The sequence below is a fragment of the Turicibacter sp. HGF1 genome, from assembly GCF_000191865.1.
In the GTDB taxonomy this organism is placed as follows: Bacteria; Bacillota_I; Bacilli_A; order MOL361; family Turicibacteraceae; genus Turicibacter; species Turicibacter sanguinis.
Genome location: NZ_AEXQ01000119.1, coordinates 13,387 through 33,007 on the forward strand (window position 1 = coordinate 13,387; position 19,621 = coordinate 33,007).

Annotated in this window: 16 protein-coding genes and 4 tRNA genes; 5 read left to right on the forward strand and 15 right to left on the reverse strand. The window is 36.5% G+C overall.

Annotated elements, in window-relative coordinates; all coding sequences use genetic code 11:
• Window positions 1-7: 7 nt before the first annotated feature.
• Both HMPREF9402_RS11880 and HMPREF9402_RS11885 read left to right on the forward strand, forming a co-directional pair.
• Entirely contained in the window at window positions 8-1,081 is a 1,074-nt protein-coding gene (locus tag HMPREF9402_RS11880; RefSeq protein WP_006785157.1) for an FAD:protein FMN transferase, read from the forward strand.
• 148 nt (window positions 1,082-1,229) lie between these two features.
• Window positions 1,230-1,745 carry a hypothetical protein gene (locus HMPREF9402_RS11885; RefSeq protein WP_009607456.1) on the forward strand — a complete coding sequence of 172 codons (516 nt, stop codon included), beginning with the start codon at window positions 1,230-1,232 and terminating at the stop codon, window positions 1,743-1,745.
• An 83-nt stretch (window positions 1,746-1,828) separates the two neighbouring features.
• Here HMPREF9402_RS11885 and HMPREF9402_RS11890 read toward each other — a convergent pair whose 3' ends face one another.
• The 10 genes from HMPREF9402_RS11890 to asnB form a co-directional block, all read right to left on the reverse strand.
• A complete protein-coding gene (locus tag HMPREF9402_RS11890; RefSeq protein ID WP_006785155.1) occupies window positions 1,829-2,335 on the reverse strand; it encodes an NUDIX hydrolase in 507 nt (168 codons plus the stop codon).
• Window positions 2,336-2,408: 73 nt separating this feature from the next.
• A complete protein-coding gene (gene pyk, locus HMPREF9402_RS11895; RefSeq protein ID WP_009607459.1) occupies window positions 2,409-3,842 on the reverse strand; it encodes a pyruvate kinase in 1,434 nt (477 codons plus the stop codon).
• Between the two features lie 59 nt (window positions 3,843-3,901).
• Entirely contained in the window at window positions 3,902-4,861 is a 960-nt protein-coding gene (pfkA, locus tag HMPREF9402_RS11900) for a 6-phosphofructokinase (RefSeq protein ID WP_006785153.1), read from the reverse strand.
• A 111-nt stretch (window positions 4,862-4,972) separates the two neighbouring features.
• Complete coding sequence (gene dnaE, locus HMPREF9402_RS11905; protein WP_009607452.1) at window positions 4,973-8,005, reverse strand: DNA polymerase III subunit alpha; 3,033 nt, start codon at window positions 8,003-8,005, stop codon at window positions 4,973-4,975.
• Window positions 8,006-8,108: 103 nt separating this feature from the next.
• Window positions 8,109-9,062 (reverse strand): DHH family phosphoesterase, encoded by a 954-nt coding sequence (locus HMPREF9402_RS11910; protein WP_006785151.1) that lies wholly within the window; start codon window positions 9,060-9,062, stop codon window positions 8,109-8,111.
• Between the two features lie 119 nt (window positions 9,063-9,181).
• The gene (locus tag HMPREF9402_RS11915) at window positions 9,182-10,369 is read right to left on the reverse strand and encodes an acetate/propionate family kinase (RefSeq protein ID WP_006785150.1); all 1,188 of its coding nucleotides are present in this window, start codon (window positions 10,367-10,369) and stop codon (window positions 9,182-9,184) included.
• A gap of 17 nt (window positions 10,370-10,386) precedes the next feature.
• Complete coding sequence (locus HMPREF9402_RS11920) at window positions 10,387-11,376, reverse strand: class I SAM-dependent methyltransferase (RefSeq protein ID WP_006785149.1); 990 nt, start codon at window positions 11,374-11,376, stop codon at window positions 10,387-10,389.
• A gap of 200 nt (window positions 11,377-11,576) precedes the next feature.
• Entirely contained in the window at window positions 11,577-11,972 is a 396-nt protein-coding gene (gene ytfJ / locus HMPREF9402_RS11925; RefSeq protein ID WP_006785148.1) for a GerW family sporulation protein, read from the reverse strand.
• Between the two features lies 1 nt (window position 11,973).
• Window positions 11,974-12,723, reverse strand: a complete 750-nt coding sequence (locus HMPREF9402_RS11930) for a DUF2953 domain-containing protein (RefSeq protein ID WP_006785147.1) — start codon at window positions 12,721-12,723, stop codon at window positions 11,974-11,976.
• A 107-nt stretch (window positions 12,724-12,830) separates the two neighbouring features.
• Window positions 12,831-14,639 (reverse strand): asparagine synthase (glutamine-hydrolyzing), encoded by a 1,809-nt coding sequence (gene asnB, locus HMPREF9402_RS11935; RefSeq protein WP_009607454.1) that lies wholly within the window; start codon window positions 14,637-14,639, stop codon window positions 12,831-12,833.
• Window positions 14,640-14,786: 147 nt separating this feature from the next.
• Here asnB and yidD point away from each other — a divergent pair, with 147 nt between their 5' ends.
• The 3 genes from yidD to HMPREF9402_RS11950 all read left to right on the forward strand — a co-directional run bounded on the left by yidD (window position 14,787) and on the right by HMPREF9402_RS11950 (window position 17,799).
• Window positions 14,787-15,032: a membrane protein insertion efficiency factor YidD gene (yidD, locus tag HMPREF9402_RS14260; RefSeq protein WP_006785145.1), complete on the forward strand. Its 246-nt coding sequence runs from the start codon at window positions 14,787-14,789 to the stop codon at window positions 15,030-15,032.
• 147 nt (window positions 15,033-15,179) lie between these two features.
• The gene (locus tag HMPREF9402_RS11945; protein ID WP_006785144.1) at window positions 15,180-15,812 is read left to right on the forward strand and encodes a trimeric intracellular cation channel family protein; all 633 of its coding nucleotides are present in this window, start codon (window positions 15,180-15,182) and stop codon (window positions 15,810-15,812) included.
• An 85-nt stretch (window positions 15,813-15,897) separates the two neighbouring features.
• Window positions 15,898-17,799 (forward strand): ABC-F family ATP-binding cassette domain-containing protein, encoded by a 1,902-nt coding sequence (locus HMPREF9402_RS11950; RefSeq protein ID WP_229040177.1) that lies wholly within the window; start codon window positions 15,898-15,900, stop codon window positions 17,797-17,799.
• A 33-nt stretch (window positions 17,800-17,832) separates the two neighbouring features.
• Here HMPREF9402_RS11950 and HMPREF9402_RS11955 read toward each other — a convergent pair whose 3' ends face one another.
• The 5 genes from HMPREF9402_RS11955 to HMPREF9402_RS11975 all read right to left on the reverse strand — a co-directional run bounded on the left by HMPREF9402_RS11955 (window position 17,833) and on the right by HMPREF9402_RS11975 (window position 19,608).
• Window positions 17,833-19,128, reverse strand: coding sequence for a M18 family aminopeptidase (locus tag HMPREF9402_RS11955; protein ID WP_009607453.1), 1,296 nt, complete (start codon window positions 19,126-19,128; stop codon window positions 17,833-17,835).
• Window positions 19,129-19,254: 126 nt separating this feature from the next.
• A tRNA-Asp gene (locus tag HMPREF9402_RS11960) sits at window positions 19,255-19,330 on the reverse strand.
• Window positions 19,331-19,347: 17 nt separating this feature from the next.
• Window positions 19,348-19,423 (reverse strand) — tRNA-Met (locus HMPREF9402_RS11965).
• Between the two features lie 15 nt (window positions 19,424-19,438).
• Window positions 19,439-19,514 (reverse strand) — tRNA-Phe (locus HMPREF9402_RS11970).
• A 5-nt stretch (window positions 19,515-19,519) separates the two neighbouring features.
• Window positions 19,520-19,608: transfer RNA gene (locus HMPREF9402_RS11975), tRNA-Leu, on the reverse strand.
• Window positions 19,609-19,621: the final 13 nt, after the last annotated feature.

Sequence of the window (19,621 nt, forward strand, 5' to 3'; positions counted from 1 at the left end):
ACATACTATGAAATATTTGAAATCCTTAATGCTAGTAGCCGTTTTACTCACAACAGGTTGCCAAGCAAAAGAACAAGTAGAAACACCTAACCAGAATCTAGGAACTGAACAAAAAAACTACGAACCTGTCTCGCAAAATAAATACTTACTAGGAACCATCGTTACGATTACCTTATACGATAATCCTGAACAAGAAATCTTTGATGAAATTTTCAATGCGATTGAGCAAATTGAAAAAGAAATGACCATTAATAATGCTACAACGAGTGAAGTAATCAGTATCAATCAACAAGCAGGAGTCGACTACGTTCCTGTTTCAAAACAAACATTCGATGTCATTAAAGCGGGAGTTTACTATTCGCAACTTGGAAATGGTAGCTTTGATATCACAGTCGGCCCTCTCGTTAAACTATGGGAAATTGGATTTGAAGATGCTCATGTTCCAAATAGTGATGAAATTGCACAAAGCTTAACTCATATCGATTATCATAAAGTGCTACTTGATGAAGAAAATTATGCTGTTAAACTAGAAGATAAAGGAATGCAACTCGACTTAGGTGGCATTGCAAAAGGATATGCAGCTGATGTCGCAGCCCAAATTCTAAAAGAACACGGAAATAAACAAGCCATCATCAATTTAGGTGGAAATGTCTATGCCTATGGTGAAAAAGCAAATGGAGACTCTTTTAGAATTGGAGTTCAAAATCCATTCTCTCCACGTGGTGACTACTTAGGAATTTTAAGTGTCAAAGATAAAACCGTTGTGACATCTGGAACATACGAACGCTACTTCCAACAAGATGGAAAGATTTATCACCACATCCTTGATCCTAAAACAGGCTATCCTGTAGAAAACAATCTAAAGTCAGTTACAATCGTCACAAAAAGTTCAATGTCTGCCGATGCTTTGTCAACTATGTCATTTGTACTAGGACTCGATGAAGGAATGAAGCTAATCGAATCTTTATCTGATGTGGAAGCCTTATTTATTACAGATGATCAAAAACTTTATGCCTCTTCAGGATTCTTAGCTAACTTTGAACTAACTGATACTAGTTTTGTTATCGAAACACTGAAATAATCATCCTATAAGGACTTTTTATCTCGTATAAAAGTCCTTTTTTTCATCCTTTTCTTTGATAACTTGGGCATGTGCCATAACCATTTAAGCTCTAGGTAATATACTATATTGTAATTGAATTACAATATGAAAGGATGTTATGATTTTTATGAATGGATATAATAGATGCTGTGGAATGATGTCTCCAATGAGAAAAGAATACCTTCAACCTCAAATGATGTATGCAATGCCTGCAACTCAACAAATGCCTGTTAAAACTGAAATGGTAAAAGTTCCAGAAACAAAAGAAACAAAATGTGAAACAAAAGTCCCTGTGATGCCTCAATCTCAAATGATGTGCCCAGCTCCAGTAATGCCTCAACCTCAAATGTGCCAAACACAAATGCAATGTTGCCCAATGCCTGTACATTATGAAACTTGCTGCCAAGTCATTGAACCAACTGTTTGCTGTATGCCAGAAGTACACCATCATCACCGTGTAGAACATGTGGTACCAGTCGTTGTTAAAACAGTTCATCACCATCACAATCACCATGATTATGTCATCTGTAAAGAAGAAGGAATGGAATGTCATCAATATGATCATGGTCTAAGAAATGAAGACTGGTGTGCCCTTGCCATGCAACCACAATGCCCTCAACAACCAAAACGCCCATTGTGCTAATCATTAAAATAAAATAAAAAAAAGAACGGTTTATCTCAAGCCGTTCTTTTTATCGTTGTAATAAAACTTTTTTAATAATAGACTTAAAGTACGTGACTTCCTTTTTCAATCGAAAAACGAATTAAATCAGATTCACTCCCCTTTTTAATCTCATATGACCTTAAAACTTTCCCCTCAAAGTGAAACACCCCAATAAAACGTTCACCGCGTAATACATACGGTAAAAAGACTTGATCACTTTCCCAAATATTTAACGATAACAACTGCTTTTCATCAATCCAACTCAAATCTCCTTCATTACACTCAATCAAATCCCCTTCAAAATCAATTGCCTTATATAGATACATCAATTCTTCCTCTCCATCAAAACTAGGAAAATAACAAACCCCTAGTAGCTCTGGATTCTTGATGATTAGCCCTGATTCCTCTAACACCTCTCGTCGTATCCCCTCGTATGCCGTTTCGCCTTCTTCTATCTTTCCGCCTAATCCATTCCACTTCCCTTCATGAAAATCATTTTCTTTCTTATTTCGGTACATCATTAAAACCTTTTTCTCATGAATTATATAACATAATGTTGTTTCTACCATTCTAATCAACCTCTTAATAATAAAAAAAGGAGGGAAATCCCTCCTTTAAAAAGTGTGTGTATGTATAGGTAAATTATTTAACTTCGTGAATGTGCATTAAGTTAGTGTTACCTTCACCAGCTGGTAATCCAGCAGTAACAACAGCAGTTTCTCCTGCTTCTAATCCAGCAACTTCTGTAGCTACAGTAGCAGCTGTTTTTAATAATTCATCAGTGTTAGCTGTTTCAGCAACAACAACTGGTTGAACTCCCCAGTATAATGCTAATGAAGTAGCTGTTTTTTCACATGAAGTAGCAGCGATTACTGGTGCAGATGGACGGTATTTAGAGATAGCACGAGCAGTAGCTCCTGATTGAGTGCAAGCGATAACTGCTTGAGCTCCTAAATCTTCTACAGTATCAGCAACAGCTAACCCCATAGCAGATGCTACGTCACGGCTTGAAGAAGCCATAGCGCGAGCGATGATTTCTTGGTGATCTAAAGCTTGCTCAGTACGACGAGCGATACGAGCCATTGTTTCAACAGCTTCTAATGGATATTGTCCAGCAGCAGATTCTCCTGATAACATGATTGCATCAGTTCCATCGAAGATTGCATTAGCAACGTCAGATACTTCTGCACGAGTTGGACGAGGATTTTTTTGCATAGACTCTAACATTTGAGTTGCAGTGATAACGATTTTTCCAGCAGCATTACATTTAGCAATGATTTCTTTTTGGATTAATGGTACATCTTCAGCAGGTACTTCTACCCCTAAATCTCCACGAGCAACCATGATTCCGTCAACAACTTCAAGGATTGAATCCATGTTGTCAACACCTTCTTGGTTTTCGATTTTAGCGATGATTTGTGTATGTGTATTTCCTTGCTCAGCAAAGATTTCACGGATAGCTAATACGTCTTCTGCACGACGAACGAATGATGCAGCGATGTAATCCACTTGCATTTCACATCCGAAGATCATATCTGCGCGATCTTTTTCAGAGATGAATTCCATGTTTAATTTAGCACCTGGTACGTTGATTCCACGACGGTCTTTAACGAATGCAGAGTTTTTAACTGTACATACGATTTCTTGGTTAGCAGTATCTAATTCAGTTACTGTTAATTCAACATATCCATCGTCAACTAAGATTGTTCCACCAACAACTACGTCGTTGATTAATCCTGGGTAAGTGATAGAGAATTTTTCAGCTGTTCCTAATACTTCGTTCATAGCAACGCGTACAGTTTGACCAGCAACTAATTCAACTCCACCGTTTTCGAATAAGTGAGTACGGATTTCAGGTCCTTTAGTATCTAATAAGATAGCTACATGAGTTCCTTTTTCTTTATTGATTTCACGGATTAAATCCATACGATTTTTTTGCTCTGCATGATCACCGTGAGAGAAGTTACAACGGATACAGTTCATTCCTGCATCAACTAATTTTGATAACATCTCTTTTGGTTCTGATTTAGGACCAATTGTACAAATCATTTTAGTGTTTTTGAAAGATTGTTTCATTTCCTAGTTCGCTCCTTTGGGTATATTCAATAATCTTATGCCTATTTCAGTTGAAATAATTAAGATAATTGTTTAGCTAAATTGAACATTGTTTCATCGAATACACGTGGTAAATCAAGTGCTTCTAAGATATCAAAGTGAGTTAACTTGTTGTCACGAATTCCAACACAGCGTCCTCCTTCACCTGCGATTAATAAATCAACCGCATAAGCACCCATACGGCTTGCTAACACGCGATCAAATGCTGTTGGAGCCCCACCACGTTGAGTGTGTCCAAGAACAGTTGCACGAGTTTCAACACCAGTACGTTTTTCAATTTCTTTAGCTAATTCATGTGCATCTGTCATTAACTCAGCTAAAGTCACGATGTAATGTTTCTTTTGACGTTTTTTACCTTCTTCGATTTGGGCTACGATTTCATCCATGTTGATTCCTTTTTCAGGAACGATTAACTCTTCAGCTCCAGATGCAATAGCACCCCAAACTGTTAAGTCACCACAGTGACGTCCCATGATTTCAACAACGCTACAACGAGCGTGTGAAGCTGACGTATCACGTAAGCGATCAATGGCATCGATAACTGTGTTTAATGCAGTATCAAATCCAATTGTGAAATCACTGCTTACGATATCGTTATCAATTGTACCTGGTAATGCGATACAGTTGATTCCCATCTCTGTTAATTTTTTTGCTCCCATGTAAGAACCATCGCCACCGATAACAACAACTGCTTCGATACCATGTTTCTTTAATTGTTCTACACCTAGTTCACGAACTTCGATGTTTTTGAACTCTGGAAGACGTGCTGAACCTAAGAAAGTTCCACCACGGTTAATGATTCCACCAACCTCTGTATTCGTTAGAGGTTTAATATCACCTTTAACTAATCCAGCATATCCGTTGTAAATACCGAAAACTTCGATATTATTAGCGATTGCTGCGCGCACAACGGCACGAATGGCTGCATTCATACCCGGTGCATCTCCACCACTAGTAAGCACACCAATTCTTTTTACCATAGTGTTTCACCTCACACTAGAATTTTGATCATCATCCACTTAATGAAGATTATTCCTCCCATATTATATCAGTATTTTGTCTATTTATAAATCATTTCCGACCTGAAACTGTCATGAAATCGCTATTATTTTACTGAGATTAATATTTTTTTCACTATTTCTTATTGAAACACGTCCATTAATAACCACAATTTTCCCTAATAACGCTTTATATTCTGATTTATAAACATCAGAAAAAATAGTGACAGACACTGTTCCATTTTCATCAGAAATATCCATAAATGCCATCAGCTTTCCTTTTTTATCTCTAATTTCTCTAAATTTTTCCACAAATCCGACACACGTAATAGTTGAAACATTTAGGTGAATCAAATCACTCGGAAAATACCAACCCTTCTCCTTTGCCTGATCTCTCATTAAATGAATCGGATGAGAATTCAAATAAAAACCAAGCAATTCTTTTTCCCGCTTCATCTTCTCAGCTGATGACAACGTCTCCTTCATCATCATAATCTCAAAATCAGTCTCAAACAACCCGCCATCATATTTCGAAAAATCTAAGATCGCAGTTAAATTATGATGTAGAGTTGTCCGGTTATACCCAAACTCATCCATTGCTCCCACATCAATTAACCCCTCATAGGCACGTTGATTTAAAAAACTTCTTGTACGACTCACAAAATCATAAAAACTCTTATACAATCCCCGTTCACGCTCCGCCACAATTTGCCGAGCTAAATTCATCCCGATATGTTTAATCGGTAATAAACTAAATCGAATATTTTCATTTTCAATCTGATACATTAAACCACTACTATTAATTGACGGCGGTAACACTAAAATATCTAACTGTTTCGCCTCTTTTACATACTGTGCCGTATTACTTTCACTACCAATCACATTTGAAAGAGCCACCGTCATAAAATAACTTGGATAATGTCTCTTCAAATAAGCCATCTGATAAGCAATCATACTATACGCCACTGCGTGGCTTCGATTAAATCCATAATTTGCAAACTTCAAAATTAACTCATACAACTGGGTGGCAATCTCTTGGTGATAACCACGTTCTATTGCTTTCTCAACAAACGTCTTCTGTTCTCTCTCTAAAATTTCCTTCTTCTTTTTCGACACGGCACGTCTTAAAACATCAGCTTCTCCTAAAGAATAGCCTGATACCACATTCGCAATCTGCATAATCTGCTCTTGATAAACAATAATGCCATACGTTTTAGATAAGATATACTGTAAACTTGGATGATAGTATTCAATCGGCTGTTCATGATGCTTCCTTGCTGCAAATAACGGAATTCCTTCCATCGGTCCTGGTCGAAACAGGGCATTACAAGCAATAATATCCTCCAAACAATTAGGTCGAACCGCTCTTAATACCTGCCGCATTCCTTCTGATTCTAACTGGAAGACCCCCGTCGTTTGTCCCTGTGAAATCATTTCATATGTCTTTAAATCATCATATGGAATTTTATTAATATCAAACTCAGGTGCGACACTACTTTTAATTAAAGTCGTGATTTGTTGTAACATATTTAAATTTTTTAAACCTAAGAAATCCATCTTTAATAAACCAATCATCTCTAAATCTTCAGCTTCATACTGGGAGACATAAATGCCTGTTGGACCCTCCATAATCGCTGTATAATCTGTTAAATCATGATCGCTAATAATAACACCCGCTGCATGAATCGACGTATGACGTGGCAATCCCTCAATTTTTTCAGCCTCTTTATAAATAGCTTCAAGCTTTGGATAAGTGGAGAAAAAATCTCGTAATCCTTTTGTTTGCTCATAAATTTCTTTCAACGTACTTCCTGAATAAATAAAGCTCGCCACTTTATTAATTAAAGTCGTTTCCACCTGATGAACACGTGCTAAATCACGCCAGGCAGATCTAGACTGGAAAGTTCCAAACGTTGCAATCTGAACAACACAGTGACTCCCATACTTATTCTGTACATATTGAATCACTTCATCCCGTCGATTATCCTGAAAATCAATATCAATATCTGGCATTGTAATTCGTTCAGGATTTAAAAATCGCTCGAATAACAACTCATACTTGATCGGATCGACATTCGTAATACCTAAAACATACGCCACCAATGATCCCGCTGCTGAGCCACGACCAGGACCTACATAAATATCATGACTTTTCGCATAACGCACAAAATCCCAGACAATCAAGAAATAATCCGAAAATCCCATCTTATGAATGACCGATAACTCATACTTCAATCGATTAGCATACTCTAAATGGCCATAGCGTTTCTCAAGTCCCTTAAAACAAAGTGCCTCTAAATAAGAATCAGAAGATACCCCCTCAGGCGTTTGATACTTCGGCAATAACGATTGATGTAGTGGAATTTCTACCTCACAATCATTTGCAATCTGCTCAGTTTGCATCAAAGCGTTTGGTACATCTGCAAACAACTCTTTCATTTGACACTCACTCTTAAAATAACGCTCGTAATCAACAAGTGGCAACTCTTCTACCGATTGATTCTGCTTAATCGCCTGTAACAACGTTAACGTCTTGGCATCCTCTTTTTTCAAATACCTGACATCGTTGAGTGCCACAATCGGACGATTAACATTACTTGCAAAAGAAATCAAATGCTTTGACAACTCATATGTTCGTTGATTAACGCGCATCAGCCCGATATACAAATGCGGAATAGACTTCAAATATGACTCATAATATTGAAGCAAACGCTCCTCTTTGTATTCCTCAATTCCACTACAAAGCATCCCGTGCTCACCGCTTGTAATCACGACTAAATCCTGAACAAAGGGCAACACTTGCTCATAAAGAACAACACCTTCTTGCTTCGCAATAAAAGAGGCAATTTTTAAAAGCCTTTGGTACCCGCACTGATTACGCGCCAATATTACCCATTCATCAATAAATGAATCTCCCTGAACGTTAACACTCATTCCGATCAGCGGCTTAACATTCACACGCCGACAAGCATTATAAAACTTAATCGCACTATGCATGGTCCCCTCTTCAACTAAAGCTAAACAACTCATTTGATTTTCAAGTGCTAAATCAACAAGTTCTTTAATCTTAATTGAACTACTTAACAGTGAATAGGCTGACCGCACTTGCAAATGTACAAAACTCATACCGATCCCTACCTTTTCTCAAACCCAAACATACGTTTGAACTCATTCTAACATAGAAAAAGACCACTGGCAATTGTCAATAGTCTTTCCAAACATTTACTTTTTATACATTAAAATAGGATATACATGCCTCATCTAACGCTTTAATCACTGCATCACACTGTGACCATTCATAAATCATCGCACCAGATGCTTTAGGATGTCCTCCACCCTCAAAATTTTGAGCAACCGTATTAATAACCGGTCCATTTGAACGAATATTCACTCGAATCTTTCCATCCTCATTCTCAAAGAAGCAAACCCATACATGAATCCCTTCAATATTTGCCAACACGTTCACTAATGCGGAACGAGTTCCAGTTGTTAAACCAAATGATTCCTGCTCATCTTTTGTCATTGTAAAATAAGCAACGCCTTGTTCACTAACGTTAAAGTGACTTAACACAAACCCTTGTGCCTGAATAATATTTAAAGGACGCTTATACAGCTGATCATGAATTTGATTACGATTAATCCCACAATCATATAAAAAGGCTGCACACTCAAGAGTTGATGTTGTTGTATTATCATATAAGAAACGACCACTATCCGCAATAATTCCAGTATATAAACGCTCCGCTGAAATAAGTGGCATCGTTAATTGATACTGCTCCTGATTAGCTTTAAATAAATGCACAATAATTTCTGATGTAGCGGTTGCCGACGTATCTACATAATTTAAATCCGCATAATCTTCAACAACAGGATGATGATCAATTTTTATCATAAAGGCACCCGTTTTATAACGTGTATCATCAATACGTGGAGAATTCGCCGTATCTAAAACAATCACCAATGCCCCTTCATACTCCTCATCCTTTACCTCATCCATCTCTCCCATCCACTGTAACGATGGTTCTGTAAAGCCAAGCATCTTTACCACCTTATTTGGATAAGTTGACTTAATTAACGTTGCTAACCCAATTTGTGATCCTAACGCATCTGGATCTGGGCTTACATGACGATGAATCATAATCTTATCGTACTTCACAATTTCACTCCAAATTTGCTGCAACATAATTTCACCTCTTAAAGAATTTATTATTTAAATTATATCATAATGTTGTAAAATTCGACTGAAATTAGTCTGATATAAAAAAAGAGATTCTATCACTAGAATCTCTTTTTTTTCATTTACTATTTAACAAATGCGTAAGTATCTTTTGCAATCATTAACTCTTCATTTGTTGGAATAGCGAATACTTTAATTTTTGAATCTGCTGTTGAAATTAAAGCTTCTTCTCCCATGACATTATTAGCAGCTTCATCTAATGTAATTCCTAAAGCTCCTAAACGTTCAACAACTGCTTTACGAACTGGAATAGAGTTTTCACCGATACCAGCTGTAAAGACAATCGCATCAACTCCACCTAAATATACAAAGTAAGAACCGATGTAGTCACAGATACGTTTAACATATAAGTTAAACGCAATAATTCCACGCTCATTGCCTTCAGATACTAATTTTAAGATATCACGCATATCTGAAGATGCTCCAGATACTCCGTATAATCCTGACTCTTTATTTAATGCATTAACCGCTTGGTCAATTGTTAAATTTTCTTTTTCCATAATGAATGGTAAAATCGCTGGATCAATATCTCCAGAACGAGTTCCCATCATGATTCCCGCAAGTGGAGTGAATCCCATTGTTGTATCAACAGATTGTCCACCTTTAACAGCTGCTAAAGACCCACCGTTTCCGATATGAACTGTGATAATTTTAGTTTCAGCTAATGGTTTTTCTAATAACTCAGCGCAACGCTCTGCAACGAATTGATGAGATGTTCCGTGGAATCCGTATTTACGAATTGCATAGTCTTGATACCACTCGTATTTTACTGGATATAAATAAGCATCTTTATCCATTGTTTGGTGGAATGCTGTATCAAATACTGCAACTGAAACAGCATGTGGTAATTCTTTCATAAATGCTTTAATTCCTAATGCATTTGCTGGGTTGTGAAGAGGTGCTAATTCTGATAAAGCTTCGATATCAGCTAACACTTCAGGTGTCACAACGACTGAGTGACCGAATTTTTCTCCACCGTGAACTACGCGGTGTCCAACTCCACTAATTTCATCGTAAGATGCTACGATATTATGTTCAAGTAACGCTTCTAATAATAATTGAACCGCTACGCTATGATCTTTAATTGGTAATACTTTTTCAACTTTTTCATCTTCAAATTTAATACTGAAGATTGCATCCTCAAATCCAATACGCTCAACTAAACCTTTTGTAATAACGGTTTGTGCAGGCATCTCTAATAATTGAAATTTTAATGATGAACTTCCGGCATTTACTGATAAAATTTTAGTCATGACTATTCCCTCCACTTTTACTTATTAAGTTTGATCCAATTATCAATACGATTTAAAGTTTGACCAAATTTTTCTCTATCATTAAAGCTTGGTAATTGGGCTACTAACACTTCTTTAATCGGTTGAATTGCTTCACCGTTTTTTTGAATGATAAATAAACTCTTACCTAACTCATGACTTTTAAACATTGATGATGGCAATTGTAATAATGCCTGAATATTGGCCTGTGATGTCAGCATCTGATGAAACTCAGTTGAACCTTTTTGACTAAATAAATCATTTGGAATGACATAAAAAGCATAACCACCTGGTTTTAAATACTTGAGATGATTTTCAATTAATAAATAAGGTAAATACGTTACCTGCTTACTCACTAATGATAACTCCAAGTCAACTAACTCTGATGAGTCTACTACTTCTCCAGTCGGTAAATCTCCAACAATTAAATCTAGTGGCTCAACTAACATCGGCTTTAATGAACTTTGTTGATAGAACTGAACCGCATGCTCTTGCATATCAGAAAGCGTGTATGCAATTTGTAACAAATCTTTATCAACATCTACTCCATAAATCGCCTGAGGCTCCACATCAATCTGATTTAAAATGGCTGTTAAAAAGTTTCCTGTTCCCACTGTTAAATCAGCGACAGTCATCTCTTTAGCACTTGGAATAAATTTTGAAATTAAATAAGACACCATTAAGGCAATCGAATCTGGAGTCATTACCGCGTTCGTTACACGCTCAGCTTTTAATCCTTTCAAAATAGCTAACTGAAGAGCTTTTCTTATTTCCTCTTGAGTAAACTCTAATTCCTCTAAATCAGAATACTGCTTCTCTAATGCCTGTCTAATTTCCTCGTTAACTGATTGACTTACATCTTGTGACATAATATTTCCACAAGATTCACACATGGCTTGTAAATAATTCATTTTCAACTCGGAACTGATGATCATCGACGTTTCATCGACAAGATCAAATAGTTGTTCAATTACTTCAGGTCTTGGCACTAAACATCACCTCTTCATGATATACAAATTGATTTTACTACAACTTTTATTGAATGTCACTCACTAAACCAAAAAATGTTATAACGTTTACTTTTTTACTTGAACATTATAAAAAGCTTCACAACCTTACCTAGCTCTATCATTTTTTTCATCCCCCTTAATTCATCTAGATGTTTTAACAAAAAAAACGAGTAAATGATTTACTCGCCTTTTTTTGAATCTTTATCAAATTCGTTCATAATACTATTGACTGTTTTAGGTACTTGTTCAAGAAGACGTTCATATAAATGTGTACGTTCCTCAAGATGTTTGATTTCAACACCTTGTTGATTTACCACTAAAAAGGCAATAGGCGTAATTGAAACTCCTCCACCACTACCTCCACCAAATGGAGGATTTTGATCAGAATTTGTATTCGTAGTGGATTCAAATTCACTACCTCCTGCTGCGAATCCAAATGCAACTTTAGAAATTGGAATAATCGTGTCTCCGCTCTCTGTGTTAACAGGATTTCCAACAATCGTATCTACATCAACCATTTGTTTTATATTTTCCATTGAAATTTTCATTAAATTATGAATTGGATGCTCACCCATACTATAAATCCTCCTCTTTACGAATTAGTTTTAAAATTGTCATTAAATCTCTAAAAGACGTTAATAAGACAACTATAATATCGACTAATTTAAATGAGACTATGCACGTAAAATCAACAAAAATACGATTTCCACTAAATTGGCTCAAAACATCAAAGTGATAGTGGTCAACTTTCTTGACATAACGACTAATAAATCCATAAACATTAGCTTGCATGGCCCAAAGACTACCGAGTAAGCACCCATTTAACATCGGATCATCTACACTAAAATGAATCACTGAATCCAACTGATGCACCCTAATCTTTTTCGTAAAGCGCACAAGCACTCGTTTACCCGTTTTAAATAACAATTTAAACTTCCTAATCATCTGCCTTAATTTTGGGCGACTCACTTTTTCCTGCGTTTTTTCAACTCGCTTCTTTTTCTTAACTCGTTTCACCTTTATCTTGGGCTTCTCATCTAACTCCATGGAATCTTCAATGACTTTCTGTTCAACCGTTTTCGTTTTAACAACGACTTCTTCCTTTTTCACTGTAACCTCATCTTTCATTTTATCAGCTGATAGCTCAGCGTTTTTCTCTAGCTCTTTCATCATCGGATTTAAATCCATCTTATATTTAAAAAACAAATATTTCACTTGTACAAAACGAGACTCATCTTGAAAAACAACTCGAATCTTAATCTTTACAAAAATAAGTAAGATAAATAGACACAGTAAAAATAACAAAAAATAACCAATCCATCTCATTACAGTAGTCCCCTTAATCTCAATCTTTACTCTTATTATGTAAAAAATATTCATTCCTTATTCTTTCAAGACAAAAAAAATCTGCCGCCATTAGCGACAGACCCCCTCTACTCCACAATATTTAACTGATACGCCTTAAACCAAACATGAAATTGATACAAATAAGCAATAAGCTGCGGCTGTGTCATCAGTTGTCCAAACCAAGGTCTTGTAATAATCTCATCATCTGAATTAGCTAAAGCCCATAACTTATTCTCGTCAAAAATCTCATGCAAAATAGACGTTTCATCACTCAACGCTTCTCTTAACAAAGCTTGGACAATCGCTGTGTAATGAGGATTATGTGTTTTTGGATACGGGTTTTTTTTTCGATACAACACTTCATTTGGTAAAATTCCTTCCATCGCTTTTCTTAACAAGCCTTTTTCTTCATTCCCATAGAACTTCATATCCCAAGGCACATTATAAAGATATTCCATAATTCGATGATCCGCAAATGGCACACGAACTTCAAGACTCGCTCCCATACTCATACGATCTTTACGATCAAGCAATGTCGTCATAAACCATTTAATATTTAAATAAGTCAATTGTCGTTTCTCATTATTCAAAGCACTATCGCCTTCTACAATATCTGCCTGTGCAATGGACTCATTAAAACGATCTGTTGCATAACCGACTAAATTCAATTTTTCTTGCCACTCTGGTTTTAACAACGTATTACGAATTGCTAAATCACGAAGCCATGGAAACATCCCATTCATTGGTTCACGATAAAACCAAGGATATCCTCCAAAAATTTCATCGGCACATTCACCTGACAAACCAACCGTAAAATCTTTTTTAATCTCTTTACAAAACCAATGTAACGATGAATCTACATCCGCCATCCCTGGCATATCACGTAATAAAACAGCATCTTTTAAAGCATCCGCTAAATCTTGATTTGTAATGACACAATAATGGTGATTCGTATGAAAACGATCAGACATCAACTTAATAAAATCATTATCTTCAGATACCGTAAAAGCCGTTTTTTGAAAATACTTTCTATTATCTTCATAATCAATTGAAAAGGTATGAAGATTTTTCATCTCATTTGCTGCAATAGCTGTAATGATTGAAGAATCAAGTCCTCCTGATAAAAAGGTACAAAGTGGCACATCAGAAACCAGTTGTCGTTTAATTGCATCTACTAAAATTTCACGTGTTTTTTCAACAGTTGTTTCAAAATCATCTGTATGTTCTTTTGCGACTAAATCCCAGTATTTCGTAATTTTAATACCCCCTGATTTAACCACCATATAATGACCTGGTTTTAACTCTTTGATCCCTTTAAATAATCCGTTTCCTGGCGTATGAGAAGGCCCAACACCTAATAACTCTTGAAATCCTTCAATGGTCACTTCATTTTTTTGCGTATAGTGTAAAATTTGCTTTTGCTCAGACGCTACAATAATTCCATCTGGTAACAAAGAATAATAAAGCGGCTTAACACCAGCACGGTCTCTCGCCACATATAATGTTTGCTCTTTAGAATTCCATACGGCAAAAGCATAAATCCCATTTAGCTTTTCAACTACTTTTTCGCCAAAGCAGACATACGCCTTTAACAAAACCTCAGTATCTGAATGTCCTTTAAAAGTATAGCCTAAAGCTTTTAACTCCTCGCGAATCTCTTCGGTATTATATAACTCACCGTTATAAATCATCGTATAATGATGAAATGACATCGGCTGTTTCCCTTGCTCAATATCAACGACCGATAAGCGACGATGCCCTAAAAAGACATGTTTCCCATAAAACATCCCCCCTTCATCTGGCCCTCGATGAAAAACAGCTTGTACACAACTCATGTCATAAGGTGTTTTCATCTCAATTTGTTTATAATTTACTACCCCAAATAATCCACACATATCATAACCACCTCTTCTAAATTCTCCTTTTTTGGAATTAAATGGAAATTATTGTTCACGACATATACTATGTCAAAACTCCTCATCTTGAAACAAATTTTCTTATCTGATAACATAAATTTATCGAATACAGAAAGGACGTCTTCCATGAAAAAACTCATGATCAAATTCATACAATTTTATCAAAAATACATCTCCCCACTTTCTCCCCCCAACTGCCGATACTATCCTACCTGTTCTCACTACGCCATCGAAGCCATCGAAAAACACGGTGTCCTAAAAGGAGGCTACCTAGCCTTTAAACGCATTTTACGTTGTAATCCTTGGGGAAGCCTTGGTTACGATCCTGTTCCAGAAAAAAAATCATGTCACTGTCATAAGCATCAAAAATAAAACAAAAAAACTTTAACATAGCACATCAAATCCTTTTTAAAATCAAAACGCTGTGAATCATTATCTTTACTCATTGACACCCTAAAATCCGCTTGCTATAATGTGAAACGATATGAACTAATAAACAATCTTTTATGGGGGCTTAACATGGATCTAATCACATTCTTTGAATATATCGGACTCTTCGTATTTGCCGCATCCGGTGCGATGTGTGCTATCGAAAAAAAAATGGACTTCTTTGGAATCCTAACACTTGCAACCGTCACAGCTATCGGTGGAGGAGTTATACGTGATGTTGTAACAGATATCGGAGTACCTGTGTTCTTTTCAAAATACGAATACATGCTAACCATTCTCATCTCAACCATTCTTGTTATCTGCTTACGAGGACGTATCAAATGGCAGACCTCTTTTCTCATTCTAGATGCCATCGGATTATCCGTTTTTACTATTGCAGCCGGAATGAAAGCCATCGATCTCAACTATAACTTCATGACCTTCCTCTTCGTATCAGTTATTACAGCTGTTGGTGGTGGTGTGATTCGTGACATCTTAGCACAAGAAGTCCCAAGTATTTTAAAACATGAAATTTATGCCGTTGCATCCTTAATTGGGGCCATCTGCTTTTGGTTCTTACACCCTTATCTCGGTATAATGATTAGTGCTTACTTATGTCTTTCAATCATCTTTATCATTCGTTTAGTCACAATCCATTATCAAATGCATCTTCCTTACATCGAAGAAGGTAAAATATACTTAAAGAAAACCCAAGCATCTTAATGCTTGGGTTTTTCTTTTCATCAAAAACAAGGTATAATGAAAGATATAAATTTTATAGAAACCGTGGTGAGACACATTGAATCTAATGACAATTGAGAATATAAGTAAAAGCTACTCAGTCAAAACATTAATCGATAACATTTCATTTGGAATTAGTGAAGGGGAAAAAATCGGAATTATTGGGGTTAATGGAACTGGAAAATCAACCCTTTTAAAAATTATTGCCGGTATTGAAAACCCTGAAACAGGCCGCATTACAAAAGGCAATCGCGTCCGAATCGAATATTTATCACAAAATCCTGAATTTCATGATGAAGCAACTGTTCTTGAACAAGTCTTTAAAGGAAATTCACCTGAAATGACATTACTTCGCGACTATCAAGAAACACTTGACGAACTTCAACAAAACTACAATGAATCATTAAACGAACGTTTATTAAAACTACAAGATCAAATCGATCGCTTAAATCTATGGGATTTGGAGAGTGAAGCCAAATCAGTTTTAACAAAACTAGGAATCACAAACTTTTCACAAAAAGTCAAACACCTATCTGGGGGACAAAAAAAACGCGTCGCTTTAGCATCAGCACTCATTACACCATCAGAACTTCTCATTTTAGATGAGCCGACCAACCATCTAGACAATGACACCATCGGCATGTTAGAAGACTACTTAAACAGTCGTAAAGGTGCCCTTTTAATGATCACTCATGACCGTTACTTTTTAGATCGCGTTACAAACCGAATTCTAGAACTAGATAAGGGGCGACTATATAGCTATGATGGAAACTATTCTGTCTTCCTTGAAAAGAAAATGGAACGCCTTCAACTAGAAGCCGCCATGGAAGATAAACGCCAAAACCTCCTTCGAAAAGAATTAGCTTGGGTTCGTCGAGGAGCACAGGCACGTTCGACTAAACAAAAAGCTCGTCTTCAACGTTTTGAAGACTTAAGCAACCAAGAAAAATTTACGCCACAGGGTAATCTTGATATTTCAGTCGCTTCAACACGCCTTGGTAAAAAAATCATGGAATTCAATCATGTTGCAAAATTCTATGGTGACCGCTGTATGATTCGTGACTTAGATTACACTCTAACTCGTACTGATCGTATCGGAATTGTGGGACCAAACGGAATCGGAAAATCAACATTAATTAATCTAATCCGTGGAAAAATCAAGCCTGACTCAGGATTCATTGATATCGGTGAAACCGTTAAAATTGGATGCTTCGCACAAGAAAGCGAAGAAATGAATCCAACAATGAGAGCCATTGACTACATTAAAGAAAATAGTGATTACATTGAAACAGGCGATGGAACACGCATCACTGCCTCTCAAATGTGTGAACGCTTCTTATTCGATGGACATCTTCAGTATTCACAAATTGGTACCCTATCGGGTGGAGAGCGCCGACGTCTATACTTACTTCGTATTTTAATGGATGCACCTAACGTTCTACTATTAGATGAACCTACCAATGACTTAGATATCGATACGCTAAGACGTTTAGAAGATTATTTAGATGATTTTAATGGAATCGTTATCACAGTTTCCCATGATCGCTACTTCCTAGATCGAATCTGTAATAAAATATTTGCTTATGAAGGGAATGGTGATATTACTATCTACACTGGAAACTATAGTGATTATCTCATTTTCAAAGAAGCAAAAACTCAACTTGAGGAAACCGCCATTACAGAATTAAAATCAAAAGAAACAACGAAAGCCAAGCCACGTCTTGAGAAAAAACTTAAATTCACGTTTGCTGAACAAAAAGAATTCGAAACAATCGATGATGAAATCGCAACCTTAGAGGAGCAAATCTCAACTCTAGATGAACAACTCATCGAATTTGCAACTGACTACGTTAAACTTCAAGATATCATGAATGAAAAAACATTAGTCGAAGAACAACTGACCTATAAATATGAACGTTGGGAATATTTAAACCAATTAGCAGAAGAAATCGAAAACTCAAAAAAATAAAAAAAAGCTCGACCGATTTGGTCGAGTTTTTTTTTATAAACTAAAGAATGTTGTAAATAATTTAACCGTAAAATCATGATCTTCAACTGATGCTAATTCACGAATCGAGTGCATCCCTAAAAGTGGAGCCCCCATATCAATCACAGGAATATTTAATCGAGAAGCCGTTACTGGTCCAATTGTTGTCCCACCACGTACATCCGAACGATTATAGAATTTTTGATAAGGCACACCAGCCTCTTGACATAACCCCTCAAATACTGCCGCACAGTAACTATCCGTACTATATGAACCAGATGCTGCTGTTTTTAAAACAGGACCTTTTCCTAAAATAGGACGATTTGTTGGATCATGCTTTTCACCCACATTTGGATGCACCGCATGTGCTAAGTCAGCCGAAATCATCATCGAATTAGCAAGTGTACGGTGAACCCCTTCACGATCATGACCAAGTGCTAAAATAATACGCTCTACAACATTTAAGTGTAAATTAGATGCTGCGCCTTGAGCAGTTAAACTTCCAGTCTCTTCATTATCTAAACACACCATCATCTTAGTTGCAGCTGTTGTAGGACTGTCAACTAACCCTTTAAGTCCTGCATAGACCATCCACATATCATCTAAACGGCCTGAAGAAATAAACTCCTCATTTGCTCCTACTAACATTCCTTTACCAATCTCATATAAACCTAAATCAAATCCCATAATATCTGTAGCAGAAACATTTAATTCTTCTGCTAATAAGTTTAATAAATATCCGTCTTTTTTAAATGTCTCATTCACTAACCCAACTAAAGGTAATGTATCCTTTTGTGCATTGATTGCGAACCCCTCATTTACTTGTCGATTCATATGAATGGCAAGACTAGGAATAATTAATAATGGCTTATTAATGTTTACTAATTTTGTTTCAGGCTTAAGCACATTAACACCACGTACTGTCACTTTCCCTGCTAATCCAAGTGGACGGTCAAACCATGTATGTAAAATTGGCCCTCCATATACTTCAGTATTTAACTTTAAATAAGCTCCTTCTGCTGTTATTTCAGGATTACCTTTAATTCTAAAACCAGGTGAATCAGTATGTGCACCAATCATCTTGATCCCAGACTCTAAAATATCTCCTGTTCCAACTTCAAATGCAATTAAGGCAGAATCATTTTTGGTTACATAATATTTACCTTCTGATTTTAAGTTCCATGCATCCGATTCTTTTAATTCAGTATATCCATATTCATTTAAAAAATCTTTAATAGTTAAAACACTATGAAAAGCGGTTGGACTATCATATAAAAAATCAATTAATTCTAATGCGGCCTGTTTTTTCATCTCTTTAATCCTCCTAATCTAAACACTATAAATAAAATAATAACACTTTTTTTTACATTAGGCAAACTAGACAAATTTTATAGAAAATAAAAAAAACTCCCTAAGGAGTTAAATATCTTATTTAAATGGCGGTCCAGACGGGAATCGAACCCGCGATCTCCTGCGTGACAGGCAGGCATGTTAACCGCTACACCACTGGACCTTTTTACTTTTCTTATTTGGTTGCGGGGACAGGACTTGAACCTGCGACCTTCGGGTTATGAGCCCGACGAGCTACCAACTGCTCCACCCCGCGATATTATATCTTAAATGGTGGCTTGGGACGGAATCGAACCGCCGACACAAGGATTTTCAGTCCTTTGCTCTACCGACTGAGCTACCAAGCCAAATATGGTGCCTAGGGCCGGAATCGAACCGGCACGGGTGTCACCACCCGCAGGATTTTAAGTCCTGTGCGTCTACCAGTTCCGCCACCCAGGCATTTCATTATTTT

Bases quoted from the DNA above. Each gene is read 5' to 3' on its own strand.
- HMPREF9402_RS11945 (WP_006785144.1), top strand. From the start codon at position 15,180: ATGGATCTAATCACATTCTTTGAATATATCGGACTCTTCGTATTTGCC.
- yidD (WP_006785145.1), top strand. From the start codon at position 14,787: ATGAAAAAACTCATGATCAAATTCATACAATTTTATCAAAAATACATC.
- HMPREF9402_RS11950 (WP_229040177.1), top strand. From the start codon at position 15,898: ATGACAATTGAGAATATAAGTAAAAGCTACTCAGTCAAAACATTAATC.
- HMPREF9402_RS11910 (WP_006785151.1), bottom strand. From the start codon at position 9,062: ATGTTGCAGCAAATTTGGAGTGAAATTGTGAAGTACGATAAGATTATG.
- asnB (WP_009607454.1), bottom strand. From the start codon at position 14,639: ATGTGTGGATTATTTGGGGTAGTAAATTATAAACAAATTGAGATGAAA.
- HMPREF9402_RS11915 (WP_006785150.1), bottom strand. From the start codon at position 10,369: ATGACTAAAATTTTATCAGTAAATGCCGGAAGTTCATCATTAAAATTT.
- HMPREF9402_RS11880 (WP_006785157.1), top strand. From the start codon at position 8: ATGAAATATTTGAAATCCTTAATGCTAGTAGCCGTTTTACTCACAACA.
- HMPREF9402_RS11930 (WP_006785147.1), bottom strand. From the start codon at position 12,723: ATGAGATGGATTGGTTATTTTTTGTTATTTTTACTGTGTCTATTTATC.
- pyk (WP_009607459.1), bottom strand. From the start codon at position 3,842: ATGAAACAATCTTTCAAAAACACTAAAATGATTTGTACAATTGGTCCT.
- pfkA (WP_006785153.1), bottom strand. From the start codon at position 4,861: ATGGTAAAAAGAATTGGTGTGCTTACTAGTGGTGGAGATGCACCGGGT.
- ytfJ (WP_006785148.1), bottom strand. From the start codon at position 11,972: ATGGGTGAGCATCCAATTCATAATTTAATGAAAATTTCAATGGAAAAT.
- HMPREF9402_RS11955 (WP_009607453.1), bottom strand. From the start codon at position 19,128: ATGAAAAAACAGGCCGCATTAGAATTAATTGATTTTTTATATGATAGT.
- HMPREF9402_RS11890 (WP_006785155.1), bottom strand. From the start codon at position 2,335: ATGGTAGAAACAACATTATGTTATATAATTCATGAGAAAAAGGTTTTA.
- HMPREF9402_RS11885 (WP_009607456.1), top strand. From the start codon at position 1,230: ATGAATGGATATAATAGATGCTGTGGAATGATGTCTCCAATGAGAAAA.
- dnaE (WP_009607452.1), bottom strand. From the start codon at position 8,005: ATGAGTTTTGTACATTTGCAAGTGCGGTCAGCCTATTCACTGTTAAGT.